This window comes from Corynebacterium sp. LaCa_282, from assembly GCF_057198125.1.
This window is the reverse complement of sequence record NZ_CP191095.1, coordinates 516,538-535,734: the sequence shown is the minus strand read 5'-3', so window position 1 is coordinate 535,734 and position 19,197 is coordinate 516,538. Positions and strand designations below refer to the sequence as shown.

Genomic DNA, 19,197 nt, shown 5'->3' with positions numbered 1-19,197 from the left:
GCTATTTCTTGCGGAGGTTCAGTTCAATGCGCGGGCGCACCTGGATCTCCGTGAGCTGGGTGGTGGGCCCAGCCTCCACGACGGTCCGGATGGCGCGCGCCACCTCCACGGGCGCAATAACCTCGCTCGGGTTGTAGTCCTGCAGGTCCTCCAGCATCGGGGTGTCGGTGGGGCCTGGCGCCACGGTGGAGACGCGGATACCGGGTTCGGAGATACGCAGGGCATCGGCAAGCGCATACAGCGCGTGCTTCGTGGCAGCGTAGACCACATTATCGCCGTAGCTCTTGCGCCCCGCCCCAGAGTTGATGAAGACGACGGTGCCCTCTGCCTTGCGCAGCTGCGGCAAGAGCGCGCGGGTGACCTCCGCTGGCGCGTGGACGTTTAAGTCCATGTGGGCGCGCCAATCTTTCGGGGTGGCCTCTTCCACCGAGAACTTCGTGGCGCGCGCCGCGCCGTGCACGAGGACATCGACCCGCTCTAGCTCGGGCAGCTGCATGCCCTCGTCCAAGCCGGCGACCAAGTCGCTGGCAACCGGCGTGATATTCGCGGCTTCTGGCAGCTCATCGGCGCTGCGGCCCAGCGCATACACGTGGTGATCGCGGGCGAGTTCCTTGATAATCTCGCGCCCCATGCCCCCGGTGGCACCGGTAACGACGGCGATTTTCTCTGGCACATTCGTGGTATCAGTCATGCCACCCCATCATAGGCAAAATACTGTGTCGCTGACGCGACACCGCAGTGTCCTCTACCTACCGATAACGCTCCGGAACATTGGCCTGACCCAAGGTGAGCATAAGGCGATTAGCCCAGTTGAAAAAGGAGGATGCATAAATGATATCCACGATGGACTGATCATCGAATCCAGAATCGCGCAGCTCAGCGCAGAGTTCAGCGTCAAAGTTTATCGGCGATGAAGTCAGCGCCAGAGCAGCGCGGCGAATAAGATCCCATTCTTGAGAACCGAGATCCGCTGTGATGCCCTCTGCAAGAAGACGATCCACTATTTCCCTCTCCCCGCCTTCTTTCACGCACCGCGCCTGGTGCACGGATGCGCAGTAAACGCACCCATTGAAACGCGAAACAACGGTAGCGGCTAGTTCCCTATCCGCGCGCGATAGTCCGCCTTCGGTGTTGTAGAAAATATCCAAGTCCGTCAGGGTACGCGCCTTCAGGGCGGCGGGATCTCGAGCGAGCAGGCGGAAGTACTCGGAATCAATGCGCTCGGGCTTAATAAGCGCGTCCATATGCGCTGGGGTGAAGTCCTCTTTGGGAAGCGGCGCCACCCACGGCAGCCAACCGAGTGAGTGATTAACAAAGTGGTCTGGGATAACCCCGTCGGGCTGAAGAGTATTCTCGGTCGCTTCCCAATCAGGTTGGACTCCGCCGGTCGCACGGCGCGCTTCCGAGACAGTCGGAGCCTGACCCGAAAGCACGCTCAGCCCGTGGGCCACGCGGAGTTGAAATGCGAGGAAAGAAACGAGCTGGGAAAGGCTCACGATATCGGTGGCAGACCACCCAGCGGCATCGAGATGACCAAGTGCCTGCGGGGACGCGTCCTTGGGGTGGAAGGTCAAGAGATGCGCCCATTCACATGCAGCGGATAAGCGCTTCCCTAATGCTCCTTCGGAGTCTTGGGCTTCCCCAGTCGTATTTTCACCGAAGACGAGAAAATCCGCGTCTTGGTACGGCCCCGTCGATGCCCCGCGTCGGGCCGCGGCGCGAATTGCGGCTACAAGGGGCTCGCTTGCTTCATCGCTGAGTAGGTCAAAATAGAATTCCGCCGCGGGCGCATGATTGATGGCCGCGGTAAAGGCAGCAATCGCGTAGCGTTCGGCATAAGAAAAGGTGTCAGGGTCTTCCGGTTCGAGCAATGCACTAAAGCTTAATTGGGCATTGTCTTGGGCTTGCGGGCGTGCTGTACGCAGGCGCTGTACTTCCTGAGAAGCACCGGAGAGTTCGTTGATAATATCTACCATCGGTGTCACCTTTCTATCGTTATGCTTAATGCGAATGGAGGGGCCTAGTTGGACTACAGCCCTAAGTTTAGGTCGCCCGCGCGGTAGCGAGAGCCGGGAATGGCCGCAATAAGTTCGCGGGTATAGGCCGTTTCCGGATGCGCAAAGACCTCTGCGGTGCGGCCCGATTCCACCTGCTGCCCATGTGACAGCACAGATACCGTATCCGAAATCTGATTGACCACGGCCAAATCGTGAGAAATAAAAATATACGTCAGATCTAGTTCTTTTTGCAGCTCATCAAGTAGGCGAAGGATCTGCGCTTGCACTGTAACGTCAAGCGCCGAGACGGCTTCATCAAGCACCACCAGCTCCGGCTCGACGATCATGGCACGGGCGATAGCTACGCGCTGTCGCTGCCCGCCGGATAGCTCCTTCGGCTTGCGGCCTGCCATCGCTGAATCAAGAGCAACCAAGTCCAAGAACTTCTGTGCCTTTTTATTGGCATCGCGCCGCGAAGCACGCTTAAAGTTCCGGACCGGCTCAGCGATCGTTTCCCCAATACTCAGGCGCGGATCGAGCGAACTAAAAGGATTTTGGTACACCAGTTGAATCTTTTGCCGCAGTTCCCGCAGGCGCTTTCCCCTCACACCGGTCAATTCCTCACCCGAGAGCCGAATGGTTCCTTCGGTGGGCCGAGAAAAAAGGGAGATAGCGCGACCGGTGGTGGTTTTACCTGAACCTGACTCGCCTACAAGGGCGTGGGTGGTGCCTCGCGCAACCGTAAAACTTATATCGCGCACGGCATTAAAATCCCCGAACCGTTTGCTCAGCCCTTCCACTTCCAATAAAGGCGTGGCTCCTTCGGTTGCGGTGCGGCGAGTAAGGGTGGGAGTGGACAATGAGGGGGCATCGGCAAGCAGGCGCTTAGAGTACTCATGCTGGGGCGCGGTTAACACATTGGCGGCCACTCCAGACTCGCGCACATGGCCCTTTTCCATCACCACGATGGAATTAGCGCGATCCCCGGCCACGGCAAGATCGTGGGTGATAAACAATATGCCCATAGTTAGTTCATCGCGCATATCATCCAACAAATCCAGAATGATCTTCTGCACGGTGACATCGAGCGCCGAGGTGGGCTCATCCGCAATGATAAGTTCCGGTTCCAATGCTACGGCTGCGGCAATCAACGCACGCTGTTTCATACCACCGGAAAGTTCATGGGGATACTGGCCGTAGCGGCGCTCAGGATCATCAATGTCGACGCGTTCCAAGAGCTCCACCGCGCGCTGGCGGCGAGAGTGTTTAGTGCCCTGCGAATGCACGGCCATGCCTTCTTCCACCGCGGCACCGATGGTTTTTAGGGGGTTCAGGGAATTATTGGGATCCTGCGGGATCAAAGCGATGCGCCGACCACGCAATTCACGCCACTGTTTCTGCGAATATTGCGTGACATCGCGGCCATCGAAAGAAATGGAACCGGATACGATGGAGGCATTTTCCGGCAACAGACCAATGGCTGCCATTGCGGAGGTGGACTTACCGGAACCAGATTCGCCGACAATGGCGGTCATTTCCCCGGCATTTACCTCAAGGTTAATGCCGCTGGCGGCCTGAAAATCGCCTTTGTCTGTGCGATAGGTAATGGACAGATCTTTTACGCTTAGAAGAGACATTAGGCAGCCTTTCGCAGTGTCTGGCTTAAGTGATTAGCCGCAAGTACTACGGCGACGATGACGGCGCCGGGGGCTAGGGTTAGCCAGCCGGCGGTGGCGATATAGTCACGTGATTCCGAAATCAATAACCCCCATTCCGGCGTAGGTGGCGGAGTGCCATAACCCAAAAATCCCAGGGTTGCCAGCTGCAAAATGGCCAAGCCAAATTGCAATGCCGCGACTGCAAAAACTGCGGTCAAGGAGTTAGGCAAAATATGGCGAGTTAGCACTTGGAAAGGCGTGCCACCCGAGCCATAGGCCGCCTCCACAAAGTCCGATTCGGCCACGCTTAATACCTGCGAGCGGGCCAAGCGGGCAAAAGTGGCAACAGAAGTAATACCGACAGCAATAGCGGCGTTAAAGGTGCCATGCCCCAAAACGATGATGACAGATAGCGATAGCAGGAGGCCCGGAATGGATAGAAGCACATCCACAACGCGCATAATGACCGCATCCACCCAGCCTTTCTGTACGCCGGCAATAATGCCAAGCACGGTGCCTACGGTAAGACCGAAGAGCACCGCGATGAGGGCACCGAGCAAGGATTGGCGTGCGCCGTAGATAACGCGAGTATAGAGATCGCGTCCTACGGCATCGGTACCAAACCAGTGTTGCGAGCTGGGAGCCAATAGTGCCTGTGTATCGCCGCCCTGGTTAGGATCCTGGGAGGCAAAAAGATGCGGAAATAGCGCGCATACAACAGCGAAAGCTAAGACCAACACGGAAATTACAGAGCCGGGAGAGGTCAGGAGTTTCTTCGTCTTCAGATTCATGCTTGAGCCTTCTTTTCATCCGCTTCACGGGCCGCGTGTTGCACCCAACGTGGTGAGTGGCATGCGACGTTGCGACGGAAGTGGCACTACCCTTATCCCGGTCACGTAGGCGAACGTCGAGAACTGGGTAAAGCAAGTCCACCACAAGGTTGATGAGGACAAATATGGTAGCCGCCAGCACTACGATGGCGAGTAGCACCGAGGTATCGCGATTTGCTACGGCATCCACGGTCAGCGCACCGATACCGTGGCGCGCGAAGACGGCCTCCGTCACCACGGACCCGCCCACTAGCTCGCCGAAGGTCAGACCAGCCATGGTAAGTGCCGGCAGGATGGCGTTGCGCAAGACATTGCGCAACAATAGCCAGGCTTCGCTGGCCCCCTTAGCGCGTACTACCTGTACAAATGACATATCCATCACCTCATCGATAGAGCGCATCAGCACCTGGGCCAACGGCGCGGAGACGAAAAGTCCCAAGGTAATAACCGGCAAAACGAGCCCCTGCGCTGTAGAAGCACCAATGACTGGAACCCACCCCAGCGCGAAGGAGAATACTTGGATCAAGATGATGCCTACCCAGAACGTTGGGGCCGACACCAATACGGAAGGCAGGCCGCGAAAGAAACCGCGCAACCACACCAGCGGACCAAAGGTAGCGGCAATGGCAATGACAAAGGCCAAAACCACCCCAAATAGGAAGGCAAGCAACGCAAGGGCGAGGGTAGACGGCAGGGCATCAGCAAGCATGTCTGCCACTGGCGTACCAGTAGCCACGGAAAAGCCGAAATCACCGGTAATAAACCCGCCTAGAGCATTTATATAACGATTAACTAGCGGCTCATCGGCCCCGTAAACCTCTCGAATGGTGGCGAGCTGCTCAGGCGTAAGACCCAAGTTGGGGTTGTCGTACCGGGAGGCAACGGCATCCCCAGGAAGCGCTGTAAGCAGGATAAATGCCACGGTAAACGTGGCCCAGATGACCACAACGGCTTGACCTATTCGCAACGCAATCGATGTTGGACTCATGTCTTATTCCTGCCCTTCTTCCGCATTGATCTTCACCGCATAAAAGGAAGGGCGCCCGATGGCTTCGGTGGTAAGGCCCTCCACATAGGGCTGGAAGCCATAAACTTGTGGTTCCTCAAAGAGCGGCAGAATATAGGCCTGCTCCGAAAGGTAATCCTGCATCCGGCCGCTCATTTCGAGACGTTCTTTTTCGCTCTTTAAAGAGAAATGCTCCTCCACCATGTCCTGCAGCTTGGGGTCACCGAAGGAATCGGTTCCTTCGTCATAATTGAGGAAGGAATTGCGACCCTTGCCGTTGATCCAGGTAGCCAAGGTATCCACGTTGGCGCGCCCAACCATGGAGTGGCGGACCTGTACGGAATCCTGGTCCTTCATGGCTTTATCCTGTGCAGTCCGGTCTCCCGGATAGAGGTTGGCTTCAACCCCGATGTTTTTCAGCATCTCTTGGACCTTGGTAAACATCTCGCGGGAACGAGGCTGTGGGACGGACTCATTGAATGTCAGAGAAAGCCGCTTCCCATCTTTCACGCGGATGCCATCCTCGCCTGGAATCCAGCCGGCTTCATCGAGTAGGTGTCGGGATTTATCTGGATCAAAGGCATAATTTTCGGATTGATCCTTAAAGCCTACGGCGGTGCGAGCAAGGATAGATGACCCCTTGGGATAAGAATCCGAATACAAGGTACTCAGGATATTATCGCGATCGATGGCGTGAATAAGTGCCTGGCGTACTCGCTTATCCGCCAGCAGCGGGTGCCGGAAGTGGAAGTGGTAGCTATTATTCACACCCCGGGTTGGGGCAGCAAGGACCTGAAGGTTCTTATCTTTCAAGTGCTTCTCATCGGGGGCTTCGATCTGGCGGGCGATATCGGATTGACGAGCCACGAGGGACCCCACGCGCACGGAATCTTCTGCCGCCAGCACCACATTGATGCCCTCAATTTCTGCAGGGCCTTGGTGGTCTTTCCGGGCGGGCGGCGCCCAGTCATAGTCCTTGCGCGCCTTTAGCACCAACTTGGTGCCCATATCCTCTTCCTCAATAACAAAGGGCCCCGAACCAGAAATATCAGTAGCGTGGCCAGGTGAAAATCCCGTGTCATCCAAGTCCAAGGTGTCATTAGACAACAGGGCCTGATTCATCACGGACGTGGATTGCGGGAAACCCGGGGACGGCTCGCTGAAGTAAAACTTCACCGTGTAGTCATCAATGACCTCGGATTTCACGTAATTAGGAAGCTGCTCCGACGGGGTCAGCATGCGGGAATTATCACCTTTGGCATACAGGTCATAATTCTTTTTCACGTTTGCTGCATCCAGCACGGAACCATCGGAATAGGTCACGCCTTTACGAATATGGAACGTAAATTCCGTGTCATCCGCATTGGTGTCAGGCAGGTCCTCCGCAATCCATGGGTGAAGCTCCAAGGTTTCTGGGTCCTGCCAGAGCAGGCGGTCCGCGATGTTATTGAGCACGCCTCCGTTGGGATAATAGCCTCCCGCCGGTGGATAGAGGTTATTGAACATATTCGGCTCGGCATAGGTCACCATGCCATCTTCGGCCGCGTGGGTAGTATTCGCGCAAGAACTGAGCGTTACAACAAGCGCGGTGCTGGCAACCACCGCGGCGAGAGGCTTAAAAAGCCGATGTAGATACTTCATAAGGGAGGTCAATTCCTTAAAGGTTGAAGTTGGACCAGCCCATTAGAACACACCGCCACCACAAACACAAGACCGCACGGTCTACCCTCTACCCAGCACTCATTGCGGTTTACTAATTTTAAGGTAGACATCTTGGTCTACTTATCTAAAACCGGCGAGTCCAATAAAACCGTCCAGGGTGCGGTGTGGCACGATAGGGGTTATGGCTACTCCTGCAATCGCGATCGTCGGCATGGGCCCGCGCGGCATTTCCATCTTGGAACGCCTCACCGCCCGCATGGATGATTCCAGCTCCCCCGTTACCATTCACCTCATCGATGAGGCCCAGCACGGCGCCGGCCGCGTCTGGGAAACCGACCAAACCAAAACCCTGTGCATGAATACGCGCGCGGGGGCTGTCACGCTTTTTACCGAGCCCGGCGCGACGGTGGATGCCCCCGTGCTCGAGGGGCCGACGCAATACGAGTGGATCCAACTGCTGCGCGGCGAGGGCGATAAGGTAGCTCCTGCCAAGCGCGAGCTGTTTGCCCAGCACCCTCCGGCCCCGCATATTGCCACCGAGTACCACGCGGAGTTGGCCGCAACCCGCCCGGAGTCCAACCCCACGCGCGCTTTATACGGCGAGTACCTGCGCTGGGTCTATGATGTGGTGCTGGCTCGCCTGCCGGAGAGCATTTCTACGGTCAGCCATCACCACCGCGTGGAGACCATTACCGCGGACGGCGCGGCCGATATCCTGCACTTGGACGATGGCTCGCAGGTGCGCGCCGATGCTACGGTCCTAGCCTATGGCTGGATGGCGCCGCGCTTTAATGATGAGGAGCAGCGCTTGGCGGAGTCTGGGCTGCGCTGGATCGCGCCAGGCAACCCCGTGGAACAAGACTATGAAGCCATTCCCGCCGGCGAAGACGTGCTGGTACGCGGACTTGGCATGGGCTTTTATGACATCATGGCGCTGACCACCATCGAGCGCGGCGGCAGGTTCGTCGAGGATGCCACCACCCGCTCCGGCCTGCGCTACGAGGCGAGCGGGAAGGAACCACATTTCATCGTCTCATCCGGCCGCGGTTATCCCTTCCACCCCAAGTCCGAGTACAACGAGCTGCCGCCCACGATGCCGCGGCGGCGGTTGCATGGGGTCATCGATAAGCTCCAGGGCGCCGAGGACATCGACTTTGACGCCCAGGTTTGGCCCGCCATCGCGCGCGATAGTTACGAGGCGTATATCACCACGCTGGAACGGGTGAATCCGGCGGCGCTGCTCCGCCCGCGCGAAGAGATCCTCGCGGTCATCGATTCCACCGCGCCGGATGATCTCGGCACCGCCCTCGCTCCCTTGGTCACCCTGCCGTGGGATATGACAGATCTTATGTACCAGGTCGCTGGTTTTACCGGCGATATTTCGGCGCTCACCGCCCACATTGCGGATAGCCTGGCGGGTGATATCCAGGAGGCTGCCGCCGGGCACGATTCGCCCATGAAGGCCGCGCTGTGGTCGCTGTCCCAGTCGCGCAAGCCCGCCTCCATCCTCGGCGCGGAGGGCCGCTATACCCGCGAGTCCCGCACGGGCCGCTACGCGCAGTTCATGTCCTTTGGGCAGATGGTGGGCTCGGGACCTCCGCTTTTCCGCGTGCGCCAATTGCTCGCGCTTGTCGATGCCCACCTGGTCCACTTCCTCGGCGATCACCCCACCCTCGCGATCGAGTCAGACCACTACACCCTGACTTCTGGCCCGCGTTCAGCATCGGCGCCCACGCTTGTCGATGCCTTCATGCACAAGCCCGATATCCGCTTCGCCGGCGACCCGCTCACCCGCGGATTGGTCGAGGGTGGACGGGTGCGCCCGTTTGCCGATCACGGGCAGGACACCGGTTCCCCCGAAACCGATGGTGCCACGCGGCGCACCGTCCACCCAGATGGCAGCCTGGATGAACGCCTGCATATCGTGGGCATTCCCACCTATGCGCAGTGGCCGGATACAACGATTTCCCCCATGCCGGGAACGGATCCGCTCATGCTGCAAGAAACCGATAAGACCGCCGGCTCCCTGCTCAAGGTTGCCGGCGGCCACTAAGTACGCGTTTTAGAGCGCGTTTTAAAGGGCGTCGAGCGCCTGCTGCAGATCCTCCAGAAGGTCATCGATGTCCTCGATGCCGATGGAGATGCGCACCATGTCCTCCGGCGGCACCAATTCGGAGCCTTCGGCCGATACGTGGGTCATATTCTGCGGGTGCTCGATGAGCGATTCCACCCCGCCCAGCGATTCCGCCAGGCAAATAAGGCGCGTATTCAAACAAATCTGCTTGGCGTGCTCTGGGTCGTGGAAGCGCACGGACATCATGCCGCCGAACCCACGCATCTGCTGTGCCGCCAGCTCGTGACCTGGGTGCTCCGCCAATCCCGGGTAGCGCACCTGTTTGACCTCTGGGCGGGCCTGTAAGAATTCCGCCACCTTTTGGGCATTAGCGCAGTGGCGATCCATGCGCACACCTAGGGTCTTAATGCCGCGGGCGGTCAGGTAAGCATCGAAGGGCGAGGCGACCGCGCCCACATTGCCTTGGAAGTACAGCAGCTGCTCATCCACCTCAGGGTCATTGGTAACTACGGCGCCACCGAGGACATCGGAGTGCCCACCCAAGTACTTCGTGGTGGAGTGTAGGACGTGGTCCGCGCCGAGCGCGAGCGGGTTCTGCAGGTACGGCGTGGCGAAGGTATTATCCACCAACACCTGCGCATTGCCCTTGACCTTGGCCACCGCCGCAATATCGGTGATATTCAGCGCCGGGTTGGTCGGGGTTTCCAGCCAGATGAGCTTGGTATTGTCCTTCACCGCGGCGGCGACGGCATCGACATCACAGGTGTTGATAATGGACATCTCCACACCCCATTCCGTGAAATCATTAAGCAGGCGGTAGGAACCGCCGTAGGAGTCATTGCCCAAAATGACGTGGTCGCCGGGGCGCACCAAAATGCGCACCATCGTATCGGCGGCGGCCATACCGGTGGCAAAGACACGGGCGTAATCCGCGCCCTCCAGCGCGGCCAAGGTCTTTTCAAGCGAGCGAACCGTCGGGTTGGCCACGCGCCCGTATTCAAAGCCGCCGCGCAGTTGCGCGAGGCCATCCTGGGCGAACGTAGTCGAGGCATAGATCGGCACGTTGATGGATCCCATGTGCGGATCCGGGTGATATCCAGCGTGAATGGATCGGGATGAAAATCCTTTTGCCAAGTTTTGCGCGCTGTGTTCAGTCATGCCTCCCAATCGTAGACTAAGCGGTTCATCCACACCGGCCATTCGGCAATTTATATTCTGCCCTCTCTACGCGTTGCCGATTCGGCGCCGTCAGTGAGAATTCAGGATTCTCCTCTAGAATGGGTGCGGTTAGTTTGTGTCCACGATCAAGAAAGAATGATGAGTACGAACCTATTTACCATGGCTCAGGGCGCTGCAGAGAAAAAAGACGATGCAGTAGAGTCCGTATCCAGCTTCTGGAACGACGAGAACGTTCAACTTTGGCTTATCGAGCGGCCCATCCGCATCGGCCTCATTATCATTTTGGCCTTCATTGCGCACTGGGCGCTGCGCCACCTCATCAACCGGCTGGCGAAAAACAGCATTAAGGCCTCCACCCTCAAAAAGCCCAGCCGCACCCGCAGCAGGTCTGGGGAGGATAGCCAGCCAGATGACACCCTGCGAGAAACCAGGGAGGCGCGCCGCGCCTCGAGGATTAAGACCCTCGCCGGCGTGGGGCGATCGGCGGTTGCCATCGTGGTCTGGGTTTCGGCTGGCATTGCCATCCTGGATGAATTGGAAGTCAACGTTGCCCCGCTGATCGCTTCTGCCGGTGTTATCGGTGTTGCCCTCGGCTTCGGTGCACAAGAACTGGTCCGAGACTTCCTCTCCGGTATCTTCATGCTCATTGAGGATCAATACGGCATTGGCGATGTCATTGACCTGGGCAACGGCGTCTTTGGCGACGTCGAGTCCATTTCCCTGCGCATTACCACCGTCCGCGATATCGACGGTGCCCTTTGGTACGTCCGCAACGGCGAAATCCTGCAGGTGGCTAACCACTCCGATGAGTACTCCGTTGCCCGCATCCAAATCCCCGTCGGGCTATCCAACGACCCAGAGGTTGCCGGGGAGGTCATCGACAAGGCCGTCAAGGATGCCGTCAAGGACGAAAAGATCCGCAAGATGGTGCTCAGCACCCCGCGCATCGACGGCATGTCCAAGTTCGAGCCGGACTACGTCTCCTTCCGCGTGTCCACCAAGACGCTGCCGGGCCGCCAGTGGGATGTCCAGCGCTTTGTCCAGTCCCGCGTCCTCAACGTCATGCACGCAGAGGGCATCAGCACCCCTTACCCACACGGCATCGGCATTGCCAATCCGCATAAGGGAGACGATGCCTAAATGAATTCCGTCTATGAAGCCATCGGTGGGACCCCTACCTTTGAGCGTCTCGTGCATGGCTTTTATGACCAGGTCAAAGAAGATGACGTGATTGGCCCCATGTACCCGGATCAGGATTGGGAAGGCGCGGAACAGCGCCTTACCTGGTTCCTGATTCAGTACTGGGGCGGCCCCCAACACTTCTCCGAAAACCGCGGCCACCCGCGCCTGCGCATGCGGCATGCAACCTTTCCCATTGATATGGAAGCTCACGACCGCTGGCTCGAGCTGATGGGAAAATCCCTCGATAGTATCGAGGAAGACACCATCCCGCCGGCGTATCGCACCATGATTTGGGACCACATGCAGCGCGTCGCCGCCATGCTCATCAATAGAGCGCCTTAAGTTTCACCTGCTTGTAGCGCTGCCTGTGCAAGGCGTTACAGGCTGTACAAAGAGGCCCGCGCACTTCTACATTAGGTAAGTGCGCGGGCCTCTTTTACTGTGCGCTAGCGCCAAGTTAGCGCTGCCGGATGCTTAGTCTTTCCAGTCGAAAGCCTGGCGTACCGGCTCAGATATCAGCTTGCCGCCGCGGGTCATCACGCCGGAGCGCAAGCCTGGGAAGCGCTCGATCGCGGCATCCAGGTTGTCGTTGGCCACCGCGCGGATATACGGCAGCGTCGCCGAGGCCAAGGCGCGGGCCGAGGTATTGGCCACCGCACCGGGCATATTGGCCACGCAGTAGAAGAGGGTGTCGTGCACCTTGAAGGTCGGCTCGTCGTGGGAGGTCTTGCGCGAGTTCTCGAAGCAGCCGCCTTGGTCGATGGCGACATCGACAAGCACCGCGCCCTCCTTCATCTTCTTCACGGTCTCCTCGCGCACCAGCTTCGGTGCCGCAGCGCCTGGAATTAGGACGGCGCCAATGACGAGATCGGCCTCCTCCAGCTCCTTATCCAGCGTAGACGGATCAGAGATCAGGGTGCGCACGCCGCCGGCGTACTGGTCATCAAAGCGCTGCAGGACATGCGGATCCACGTCCAAGACCGTGACCTCTGCACGGAGACCGTGCGCCATCGCCACCGCGGACGCGCCTACCTGGCCGCCGCCGATGACCACCACGCGCGCAGGCTGGGTGCCCGGGATGCCAGAAACCAGGAGGCCGCGGCCGCCCTGAGTGGACAGCAGGTGGTGCGAGCCCTCGATGACAGCCAAGCGCCCGGCGACCTGGGACATGGGGGTCAAAAGCGGCAGGGTGCCGCGGCGGTCCGTCACGGTTTCATAGGCAATGGAGGTTGTCTTCGCTTCCGTCAGCGCCTCCGTCAACGGGCGATCCGCCGCCAAGTGGAGGTAGGTAAAGACGGTGAGATCAGAGCGCAGGTACTGGTACTCGGACTCGAGCGGCTCCTTTACCTTCAGCAGAAGCTCGGCCTTGGCCCACGTCTCGTCCGCAGAATCAACGATGGTAGCGCCAGCCTCTACATACTCCTCATCGGGGAAGGACGCGCCTACGCCCGCGCCCGATTCGATGAATAGCTCGTGCCCATCAGTAACCAAGGTCCGCACCTCGGTTGGGGTGAGGGCGACGCGGCTTTCATTATTCATGATTTCTTTGGGTACAGAAATGCGCACGGAGGTTCTCCTTCATGTGTTGGTTACAGAGGCGAAAATTTACTTCTCGCTGTCAGGTTAACGCAGAATACGAAGGAGGATATTAGTTTGTGCGTATTTCACGAACGGGGGTGACTACAATAATCACGATTTCCTCGATACTGCAGTGTATAGGGTTAGAAATGCATACCCAGAAAATATCCACCACCCCCGACTATTGTGTTATAGATATTGTTCGCTGTCCGTTTTGGGCGGCGGAATACCAGATTCGGGGAGTTTTACAGCACGGATAGCCGCGTGGAACGGTAGATGCTGCCAAACGGCGCATCAAGGCGCACCCACCGGCCAAGGCTCGATACGCGCAGGTGCCGGGGTATATCCATAGAGGCAGAGAACCCCGGGATTAGGCCCAGGTTGGTGCAGGCAAAGATCATCCGCATCGGGATTTCCACCGTCTGCCCATTGCCCTCAACCGTGACCACGGTCTGATTAAGCAGGCTGGGTGGCGGGCCCATGGGGCCAGAAAACTCCCGGGTCAGCTTCTGGCCTTGGTCCGAAAGCTCGCGCACCACCGTCACCGGCAGGGTATCTACCACGCTAAAGCCGGTCGCCGGGGGCAATGCGCCCGGCCACGACGCATCGCGGGACGGGCCGAGTTCCATAACGCCGGTGCCATCGTTTTTCGCGAGCTGTTGCTCCAGCGTCGACGCGGAGACCACTGCCCCATCGCGGGAGACTTTCCCCTGCACCCGCCGGGAGGCTACGACCTCGAAGGGGGTGGTGACGAAGGCGTCAACGACGTCATCGGCAAGCTGGCGCAGGCGCACCGACGCAGTCGCGTCTACCCCAACTGCGCGCGCAAGAAGGGCCCGCAAGCCAGGTCCTCCGCTGCGAATTTCAAGCGACTCGGTGACCATGGCGTGCGGGCCCTACCTTTCTATATGTGCACTGTGCGCCGTTTAAGAGGCGCTCATCTGCAGAATATCTTTTTCCTCATCCGTAAGCGGGCGCGGGGTGTGCTTCTTCTTGTCAATGACTACCTGCACACAGTTCACCGTGGCCGCTACCTCTCCAGCAGCGGTCTTGACCTGCTGGGAAGTGGTAAAGGACGACGAGCCGATGTGGGAAACGGTGGTTTCCACGATGACGTGGGCATTGCCCTCAAAGGGAATGGGGCGCATATAGTCCACGTCGAGATGGCGCACCAAGGCCATGAAATCGATGCCCTTGGCATAGATATTCTCCTTGGCAAAAGCCAAGCGTGCCTCCTGGGCAACCTCGATATAGTTGGCGTTCATCATGTGGCCGTACATATCGAAATCGCCCCAGCGGGTGGGCACTTGGTGGGTATGCGCGTTATCGGTCGCCATCATTCTCCTCAGGGATTATCGGGTGAGCTTGCGGTGAGTGACGCGAGAAGGACGGGCGGCGTCTTCTCCCAGACGCTCCACCTTGTTCTTCTCATAGTCACCAAAGTTACCCTCAAACCAGAACCATTGCCCCTCGGCAACGTTGCCTTCCCACGCCAGAATATGGGTACAGGTGCGGTCCAAGAACCAGCGGTCGTGGGAAATAACAACGGCGCAGCCAGGGAATTTCTCCAAGGCGTTTTCTAGCGAACCCAGGGTTTCGACGTCCAAGTCGTTGGTTGGCTCGTCAAGAAGGATAAGGTTGCCGCCCTCTTTCAGGGTCAGCGCCAAGTTCAAGCGGTTGCGCTCACCACCGGAGAGCACCTTCGACGGCTTTTGCTGATCCGGGCCCTTGAAGCCGAACGCGGACAGGTATGCGCGCGATGGCATCTCATTTTGGCCAACGTGAATATAATCCAGTCCGCCGGAGACGACCTCCCACACCGTAGCCTCTGGGTCGATATTCTCGCGGTTCTGGTCCACGTAGGACAGTTTGACGGTCTCGCCGACCTCAACCGAGCCATCATCCGGCTCTTCCAAGCCGACGATGGTCTTAAACAGCGTCGTCTTACCCACACCGTTCGGGCCGATGACACCGACGATGCCGTTGCGCGGCAGGGTGAAGGACAAGTCCTTAATCAGGGTGCGATCATCGAAGCCCTTGACCAGGTTCTTTGCCTCGACGACCTTATTGCCCAAGCGCGGCGGCGTAGGAATCTGGATTTCCTCGAAGTCCAGCTTCTTGTACTTCTCCGCCTCTGCAGCCATCTCTTCGTAGCGCTCCAAACGAGCCTTGTTCTTGGCCTGGCGAGCCTTGGCACCGGAGCGTACCCATTCCAGCTCGTCCTTCAAGCGCTTGCGCAGCTTGGCGTCCTTCTTACCGGCGACCTGGAGGCGCTCTTGCTTCTTATCCAGGTAGGTGGAGTAGTTGCCCTCGTACGGGTACAGCTTGCCGCGATCCACCTCACAGATCCAGCCCGCGACGTGGTCCAGGAAGTAACGGTCGTGGGTGACGGCTAGGACGGCACCTGGGTAATCCGCCAAGTGCTTTTCCAGCCACTCCACGGACTCGGCGTCCAAGTGGTTGGTGGGCTCGTCCAAAAGCAGCAGGTCCGGCTCCGTCAACAGGAGCTTGGCCAGGGCCACGCGGCGGCGCTCACCACCGGAGAGGTTGGTCACTGGGGCATCGGAAGGCGGGCAGCGCAATGCTTCCATTGCCTGCTCGATCTTGGAATCAACCTCCCATGCATCGGCGGCATCCAAGTCCTCTTGCAGCTTGCCCATTTCTGCCATGAGCTCATCGCTGTAATTGGTCGCCATTTCTTCGGCGATTTCCTCGAAGCGCTGCTTCTTTTCAAAGATATCGCCGAGGCCCTCCTCGACGTTGCCGCGCACGGTCTTTTCTTCATTCAGCGGCGGCTCCTGCTGCAAGATGCCCACGGTAGCACCCGGATCGAGGAATGCCTCACCATTGGAAGGCTGATCCAAGCCGGCCATGATCTTCAGAATGGAGGACTTACCGGCACCGTTGGGGCCGACCACACCAATCTTGGCGCCCGGGTAGAACGCCATCGTGACATCATCAAGGATGACCTTATCGCCAATTGCCTTGCGCACGTTTTTCATCGTGTAGATGAATTCGCCCACTTTTTACCCCTTTGCAAAAATTTGGGAGACGTATTTATCTACACAAACACTACATCAGAATGCGCGCCTAGGTGCCTCGGGTCGGGCGAACCCGAGGCGAATGGCTGGCGCTATGCATGCACGGTTTCGGCGGCCTCCTCCTCTTGCGTTGCTACTTCCTCGCCGTCTTGGGCTGCCGCACTATTTCCCGCTTGGATGCGGTCTGCAGCGGTATCAGCGGCGGTATCGCCCGGCGCGGAGTTATCTACGTCGGGCACAACTTCGTTTTCGCCAAGCTCTGGGATGGCGATGTTTTCCTGGTTGTATTGCGGCGCCAAGCGCTTTGCGCCGATGACGTGGCGGTTTAGGTACAGGCCCACATACTGCGCCTTGATAAAGGTGCGGTAGTGGTCCTTGCCTTCATCATCGCGCCACTGGTCGGAGACGATCGAGCCGCAGACCAGTAGCGGCATGCCCTTGGCCAGGGATTTCTTGACGTTGATGGCAAATTGGTTCCACATCTCCACGTCAATAAAGAGGTGGTCTACATCGCGCCACTGCTGCTGGCCGCGTTGGTTATCGGCGTCGGTGCCGGTATCGGCGGGGCGATCAGGCACGCGCCGCGAGGATGCGATGCGCAGCTTGGTTTTATATGCGCCGGTCGAGGTCTTGGTCAAGATGGGATCTTGGGTAAGGCGGCCGGTGAGCATCACTGGGTATTGAGACATGGTGCTGAAATTCCTTTACTAGGTTGTGGGTTCGCGAGTGGTATGTCCCTCGCTCGCTTTCACATCCTGCTGCCGCAGCGCAACCGGCACCATGCCATGCCGCCCAGCGCTGTGGATAACTTGTTGTCCCCTTCAACAAAGCGGTGCCAGGATGGTCACTTTCGGGTGGGTTATCCACAGGTGGGCAATAAATTAGTGCCCGCGGAACCCGCTTTCATCGCCGTGGCTCATATCCTCCAGCATCGCGTTATAGCGGGCGAGTTCAGCGTCATCGTCCGCCTCCGCCTGCACATCGTGGCGCCGCGCCGTCGCGCGGTCATCGCGCAGCCAATCCAAAAAGAGCTTGCCAAAGACAATGACCAAGGGGAATTGGCCAAAGCCCCAGGCGATACCCCCGCCCACGCGCTGGTCCTGCAGCAAGTCTTGATCCCAAGGCAGCTCGAGGTACTGATAGAAGTCGAGGCCAAGCACCGTCTGCAGCTGCATCAGGTACACGCCGGCGAAGAGGTGAAAGGGCATCGACAAGAAAAGCATGCCAAGCCGGAAAGGCGTGGAATGGCGCCTAGGCAAGGGATCTGGGCCAATGACCTCCCAGAAGTAGAAGTAGCCGGAAATGAGGAACACGTAGTTCATGATGAGGTGGCCGGCGTGCTCCGAAATGGCGAATTCGTACAGGCTCGGGAAAAGGTAGAGCACGTAGAGGAAAAAGAGGTACTGCGCCAAGTTCACGAAGGGATTGGTAATGACCCGCACGAACTTAGATTGGGTCAGCGCCAAGGCATAATCGTGCGGGCTGGGTTGGCCCTTCGGACCCGGTTCGTAGGCCTCCATGACCAAGGTGACGGGCGCGCCTAGCACCATGAGCAGCGGAATGGTCATGGACAAAATCATGTGCACCAGCATGTGGATGGAATACATTGCTGGCATGTACAGGCCTAGGCCAGTGGACATGACGAGCGTAAGGCCCAGCGAACCGACCATAAACCACGCGGTGCGCCCCTTGTCCCAGCTCAACCCGCGCTTGTGCACGCGGTAAACGCAGTAGCCATATGCCGCGGCCAAGAGCAGGCCAATCGTGCCAAACATGATGTCAAAGCGGAACATCGTCCAGATATTGAATACCGTGGGCGCCTCATGCAGGTTATAGCCCATGAGGATCTGCATGGAGCTCAAGTTCGGATCCCGCGGTGGCGGCGGCACGGTGCGCCCCAAGGTGATGGCTACGCCAATCGTGCCCGCCATGACCGCGAGCTCCACGATGGCGATGCGGATAAAGAGCCGCGGGTTTTTATCTAACTGCGGAATGGTGAGTTCACGGTGGATAAGCCCCATAATGCCCAGCAGGATGGTGAGCACGAATTTGGTGATCAGGATGATGCCGTAGGGCGATTGCGGCAGGTCCGAAATATCCATCCGGATGAGCGTATTGACCAGGCCAGACACGGCCAGCACGACGATGGCCATGAATGCGATGGCGGAATAGCGCTTGACGGCGAAGGCGAGGTTCGGGCCCAGGCGCCGTCCGTGCGCGATGAGCGCCATGAGGCCGCCCACCCACAGCATCACAAATACCAGGTGCCACAGCAGCGAGTTCGTGCCGTAGTCGTGGTCGCCGCCGGTCGCGGAGTGGCCCTCAAGTCCGATGGGAACCACCTGCAGGATGGACAGCAAAAGCAGGACCGGCTGCATGGCCCAGGTGCGGCTGAAGCTGCCAATAATTCCCACGGTAAGGGCGATAAGCACCGCGATTCCCCACACGATGGTGGAGGAAATCTCCGTAAAGGCCATTTTCAAAATGGTCAGGTTGAAGACCTTAAAAAATGGCGTGCCGGTCAGGTCCGACATGATCATCGGGATTTCTACCAGCCCCACGGCCGCAACGCCGAAGGCCGACCACGTGCCAGTGCGGGCGGCGATATGGCCGTCGACCGATAAAGGCGCCTCGATGAGGGAATCGTTGTCCCCGCGCGGGGCGATGAGAAACGACGAGGCCAGAAAGGAGCCCACGGACAGCGCCATCAACAGCCACGCCAGCCCACGGAAAAGCGGCAGGCCAAAGGTGGTAATCCGCCCGGGGTCCGGAATACCTAGGGCAGCCAAGGAATCAGCCAATAAGAATAGGGAAATGAACCCCGCGACCAAGCCAGCAAAAAGCATTGCTGCAATAAAAATTCCCCAGGAAGGACGGGGTTTTTGCGTTCCAGACTGCGTGCCTTTGACCAGCGTATTGACCATAGCTCGCATTCTATAGGGCCACCCTAATGCAAAGCGAACGCATATTTTGCCCCTGGATGTGCCATG

The 19,197-nt window shown here is 58.6% G+C and carries 16 protein-coding genes; 3 read left to right on the top strand and 13 right to left on the bottom strand.

The features are described from left to right. Window position 1: 1 nt before the first annotated feature. From ACP8KU_RS02470 to ACP8KU_RS02445, 6 genes are read right to left on the bottom strand one after another with little or no spacing between them, the layout of a single operon-like run. On the bottom strand, window positions 2-691 hold the full coding sequence (locus ACP8KU_RS02470) for an SDR family oxidoreductase (protein WP_484483918.1): 690 nt from the start codon (window positions 689-691) through the stop codon (window positions 2-4). Between the two features lie 58 nt (window positions 692-749). Then, a complete protein-coding gene (locus tag ACP8KU_RS02465; protein ID WP_284631070.1) occupies window positions 750-1,976 on the bottom strand; it encodes an alkylhydroperoxidase domain protein in 1,227 nt (408 codons plus the stop codon). Between the two features lie 53 nt (window positions 1,977-2,029). Next, a complete protein-coding gene (locus ACP8KU_RS02460; RefSeq protein WP_284641479.1) occupies window positions 2,030-3,634 on the bottom strand; it encodes a dipeptide ABC transporter ATP-binding protein in 1,605 nt (534 codons plus the stop codon). Continuing rightward, entirely contained in the window at window positions 3,634-4,446 is an 813-nt protein-coding gene (locus ACP8KU_RS02455; RefSeq protein ID WP_284631068.1) for an ABC transporter permease, read from the bottom strand. The genes ACP8KU_RS02460 and ACP8KU_RS02455 overlap by 1 nt, the downstream gene beginning before the upstream one ends. Continuing rightward, complete coding sequence (locus ACP8KU_RS02450; protein ID WP_484483917.1) at window positions 4,328-5,473, bottom strand: ABC transporter permease; 1,146 nt, start codon at window positions 5,471-5,473, stop codon at window positions 4,328-4,330. Before ACP8KU_RS02450 ends, ACP8KU_RS02455 begins: the two co-directional genes overlap by 119 nt. Window positions 5,474-5,476: 3 nt before the next feature. Then, on the bottom strand, window positions 5,477-7,132 hold the full coding sequence (locus ACP8KU_RS02445; protein ID WP_284641483.1) for a TIGR04028 family ABC transporter substrate-binding protein: 1,656 nt from the start codon (window positions 7,130-7,132) through the stop codon (window positions 5,477-5,479). A gap of 202 nt (window positions 7,133-7,334) precedes the next feature. Between ACP8KU_RS02445 and ACP8KU_RS02440 the strand changes: the two genes are divergently transcribed. Next, window positions 7,335-9,206, top strand: coding sequence for an FAD/NAD(P)-binding protein (locus tag ACP8KU_RS02440; RefSeq protein WP_484483916.1), 1,872 nt, complete (start codon window positions 7,335-7,337; stop codon window positions 9,204-9,206). Window positions 9,207-9,227: 21 nt separating this feature from the next. Here ACP8KU_RS02440 and ACP8KU_RS02435 read toward each other — a convergent pair whose 3' ends face one another. Beyond that, window positions 9,228-10,385 carry a cystathionine gamma-synthase gene (locus tag ACP8KU_RS02435; RefSeq protein WP_484483915.1) on the bottom strand — a complete coding sequence of 386 codons (1,158 nt, stop codon included), beginning with the start codon at window positions 10,383-10,385 and terminating at the stop codon, window positions 9,228-9,230. 156 nt (window positions 10,386-10,541) lie between these two features. Between ACP8KU_RS02435 and ACP8KU_RS02430 the strand changes: the two genes are divergently transcribed. Further along, entirely contained in the window at window positions 10,542-11,546 is a 1,005-nt protein-coding gene (locus tag ACP8KU_RS02430; RefSeq protein WP_126319656.1) for a mechanosensitive ion channel family protein, read from the top strand. Then, entirely contained in the window at window positions 11,547-11,930 is a 384-nt protein-coding gene (locus ACP8KU_RS02425; protein ID WP_005277863.1) for a globin, read from the top strand. It abuts the gene before it with no gap. Window positions 11,931-12,062: 132 nt separating this feature from the next. On the opposite strand, the gene ald is transcribed toward ACP8KU_RS02425, so the two are convergent. From ald to ACP8KU_RS02395, 6 genes are all read right to left on the bottom strand, one after another. Then, a complete protein-coding gene (gene ald / locus ACP8KU_RS02420) occupies window positions 12,063-13,154 on the bottom strand; it encodes an alanine dehydrogenase (RefSeq protein ID WP_023030326.1) in 1,092 nt (363 codons plus the stop codon). Window positions 13,155-13,411: 257 nt separating this feature from the next. Continuing rightward, window positions 13,412-14,050: a DUF8185 domain-containing protein gene (locus tag ACP8KU_RS02415; protein WP_023017000.1), complete on the bottom strand. Its 639-nt coding sequence runs from the start codon at window positions 14,048-14,050 to the stop codon at window positions 13,412-13,414. Window positions 14,051-14,092: 42 nt separating this feature from the next. Further along, window positions 14,093-14,506, bottom strand: a complete 414-nt coding sequence (locus ACP8KU_RS02410) for an acyl-CoA thioesterase (RefSeq protein WP_005277857.1) — start codon at window positions 14,504-14,506, stop codon at window positions 14,093-14,095. Window positions 14,507-14,518: 12 nt separating this feature from the next. Next, window positions 14,519-16,189: an energy-dependent translational throttle protein EttA gene (gene ettA / locus ACP8KU_RS02405; RefSeq protein WP_005277855.1), complete on the bottom strand. Its 1,671-nt coding sequence runs from the start codon at window positions 16,187-16,189 to the stop codon at window positions 14,519-14,521. A gap of 110 nt (window positions 16,190-16,299) precedes the next feature. Further along, window positions 16,300-16,896 (bottom strand): single-stranded DNA-binding protein, encoded by a 597-nt coding sequence (locus tag ACP8KU_RS02400; protein WP_484483914.1) that lies wholly within the window; start codon window positions 16,894-16,896, stop codon window positions 16,300-16,302. Between the two features lie 192 nt (window positions 16,897-17,088). After that, the gene (locus tag ACP8KU_RS02395; protein ID WP_431603623.1) at window positions 17,089-19,140 is read right to left on the bottom strand and encodes a bifunctional copper resistance protein CopD/cytochrome c oxidase assembly protein; all 2,052 of its coding nucleotides are present in this window, start codon (window positions 19,138-19,140) and stop codon (window positions 17,089-17,091) included. Window positions 19,141-19,197 lie beyond the last annotated feature (57 nt).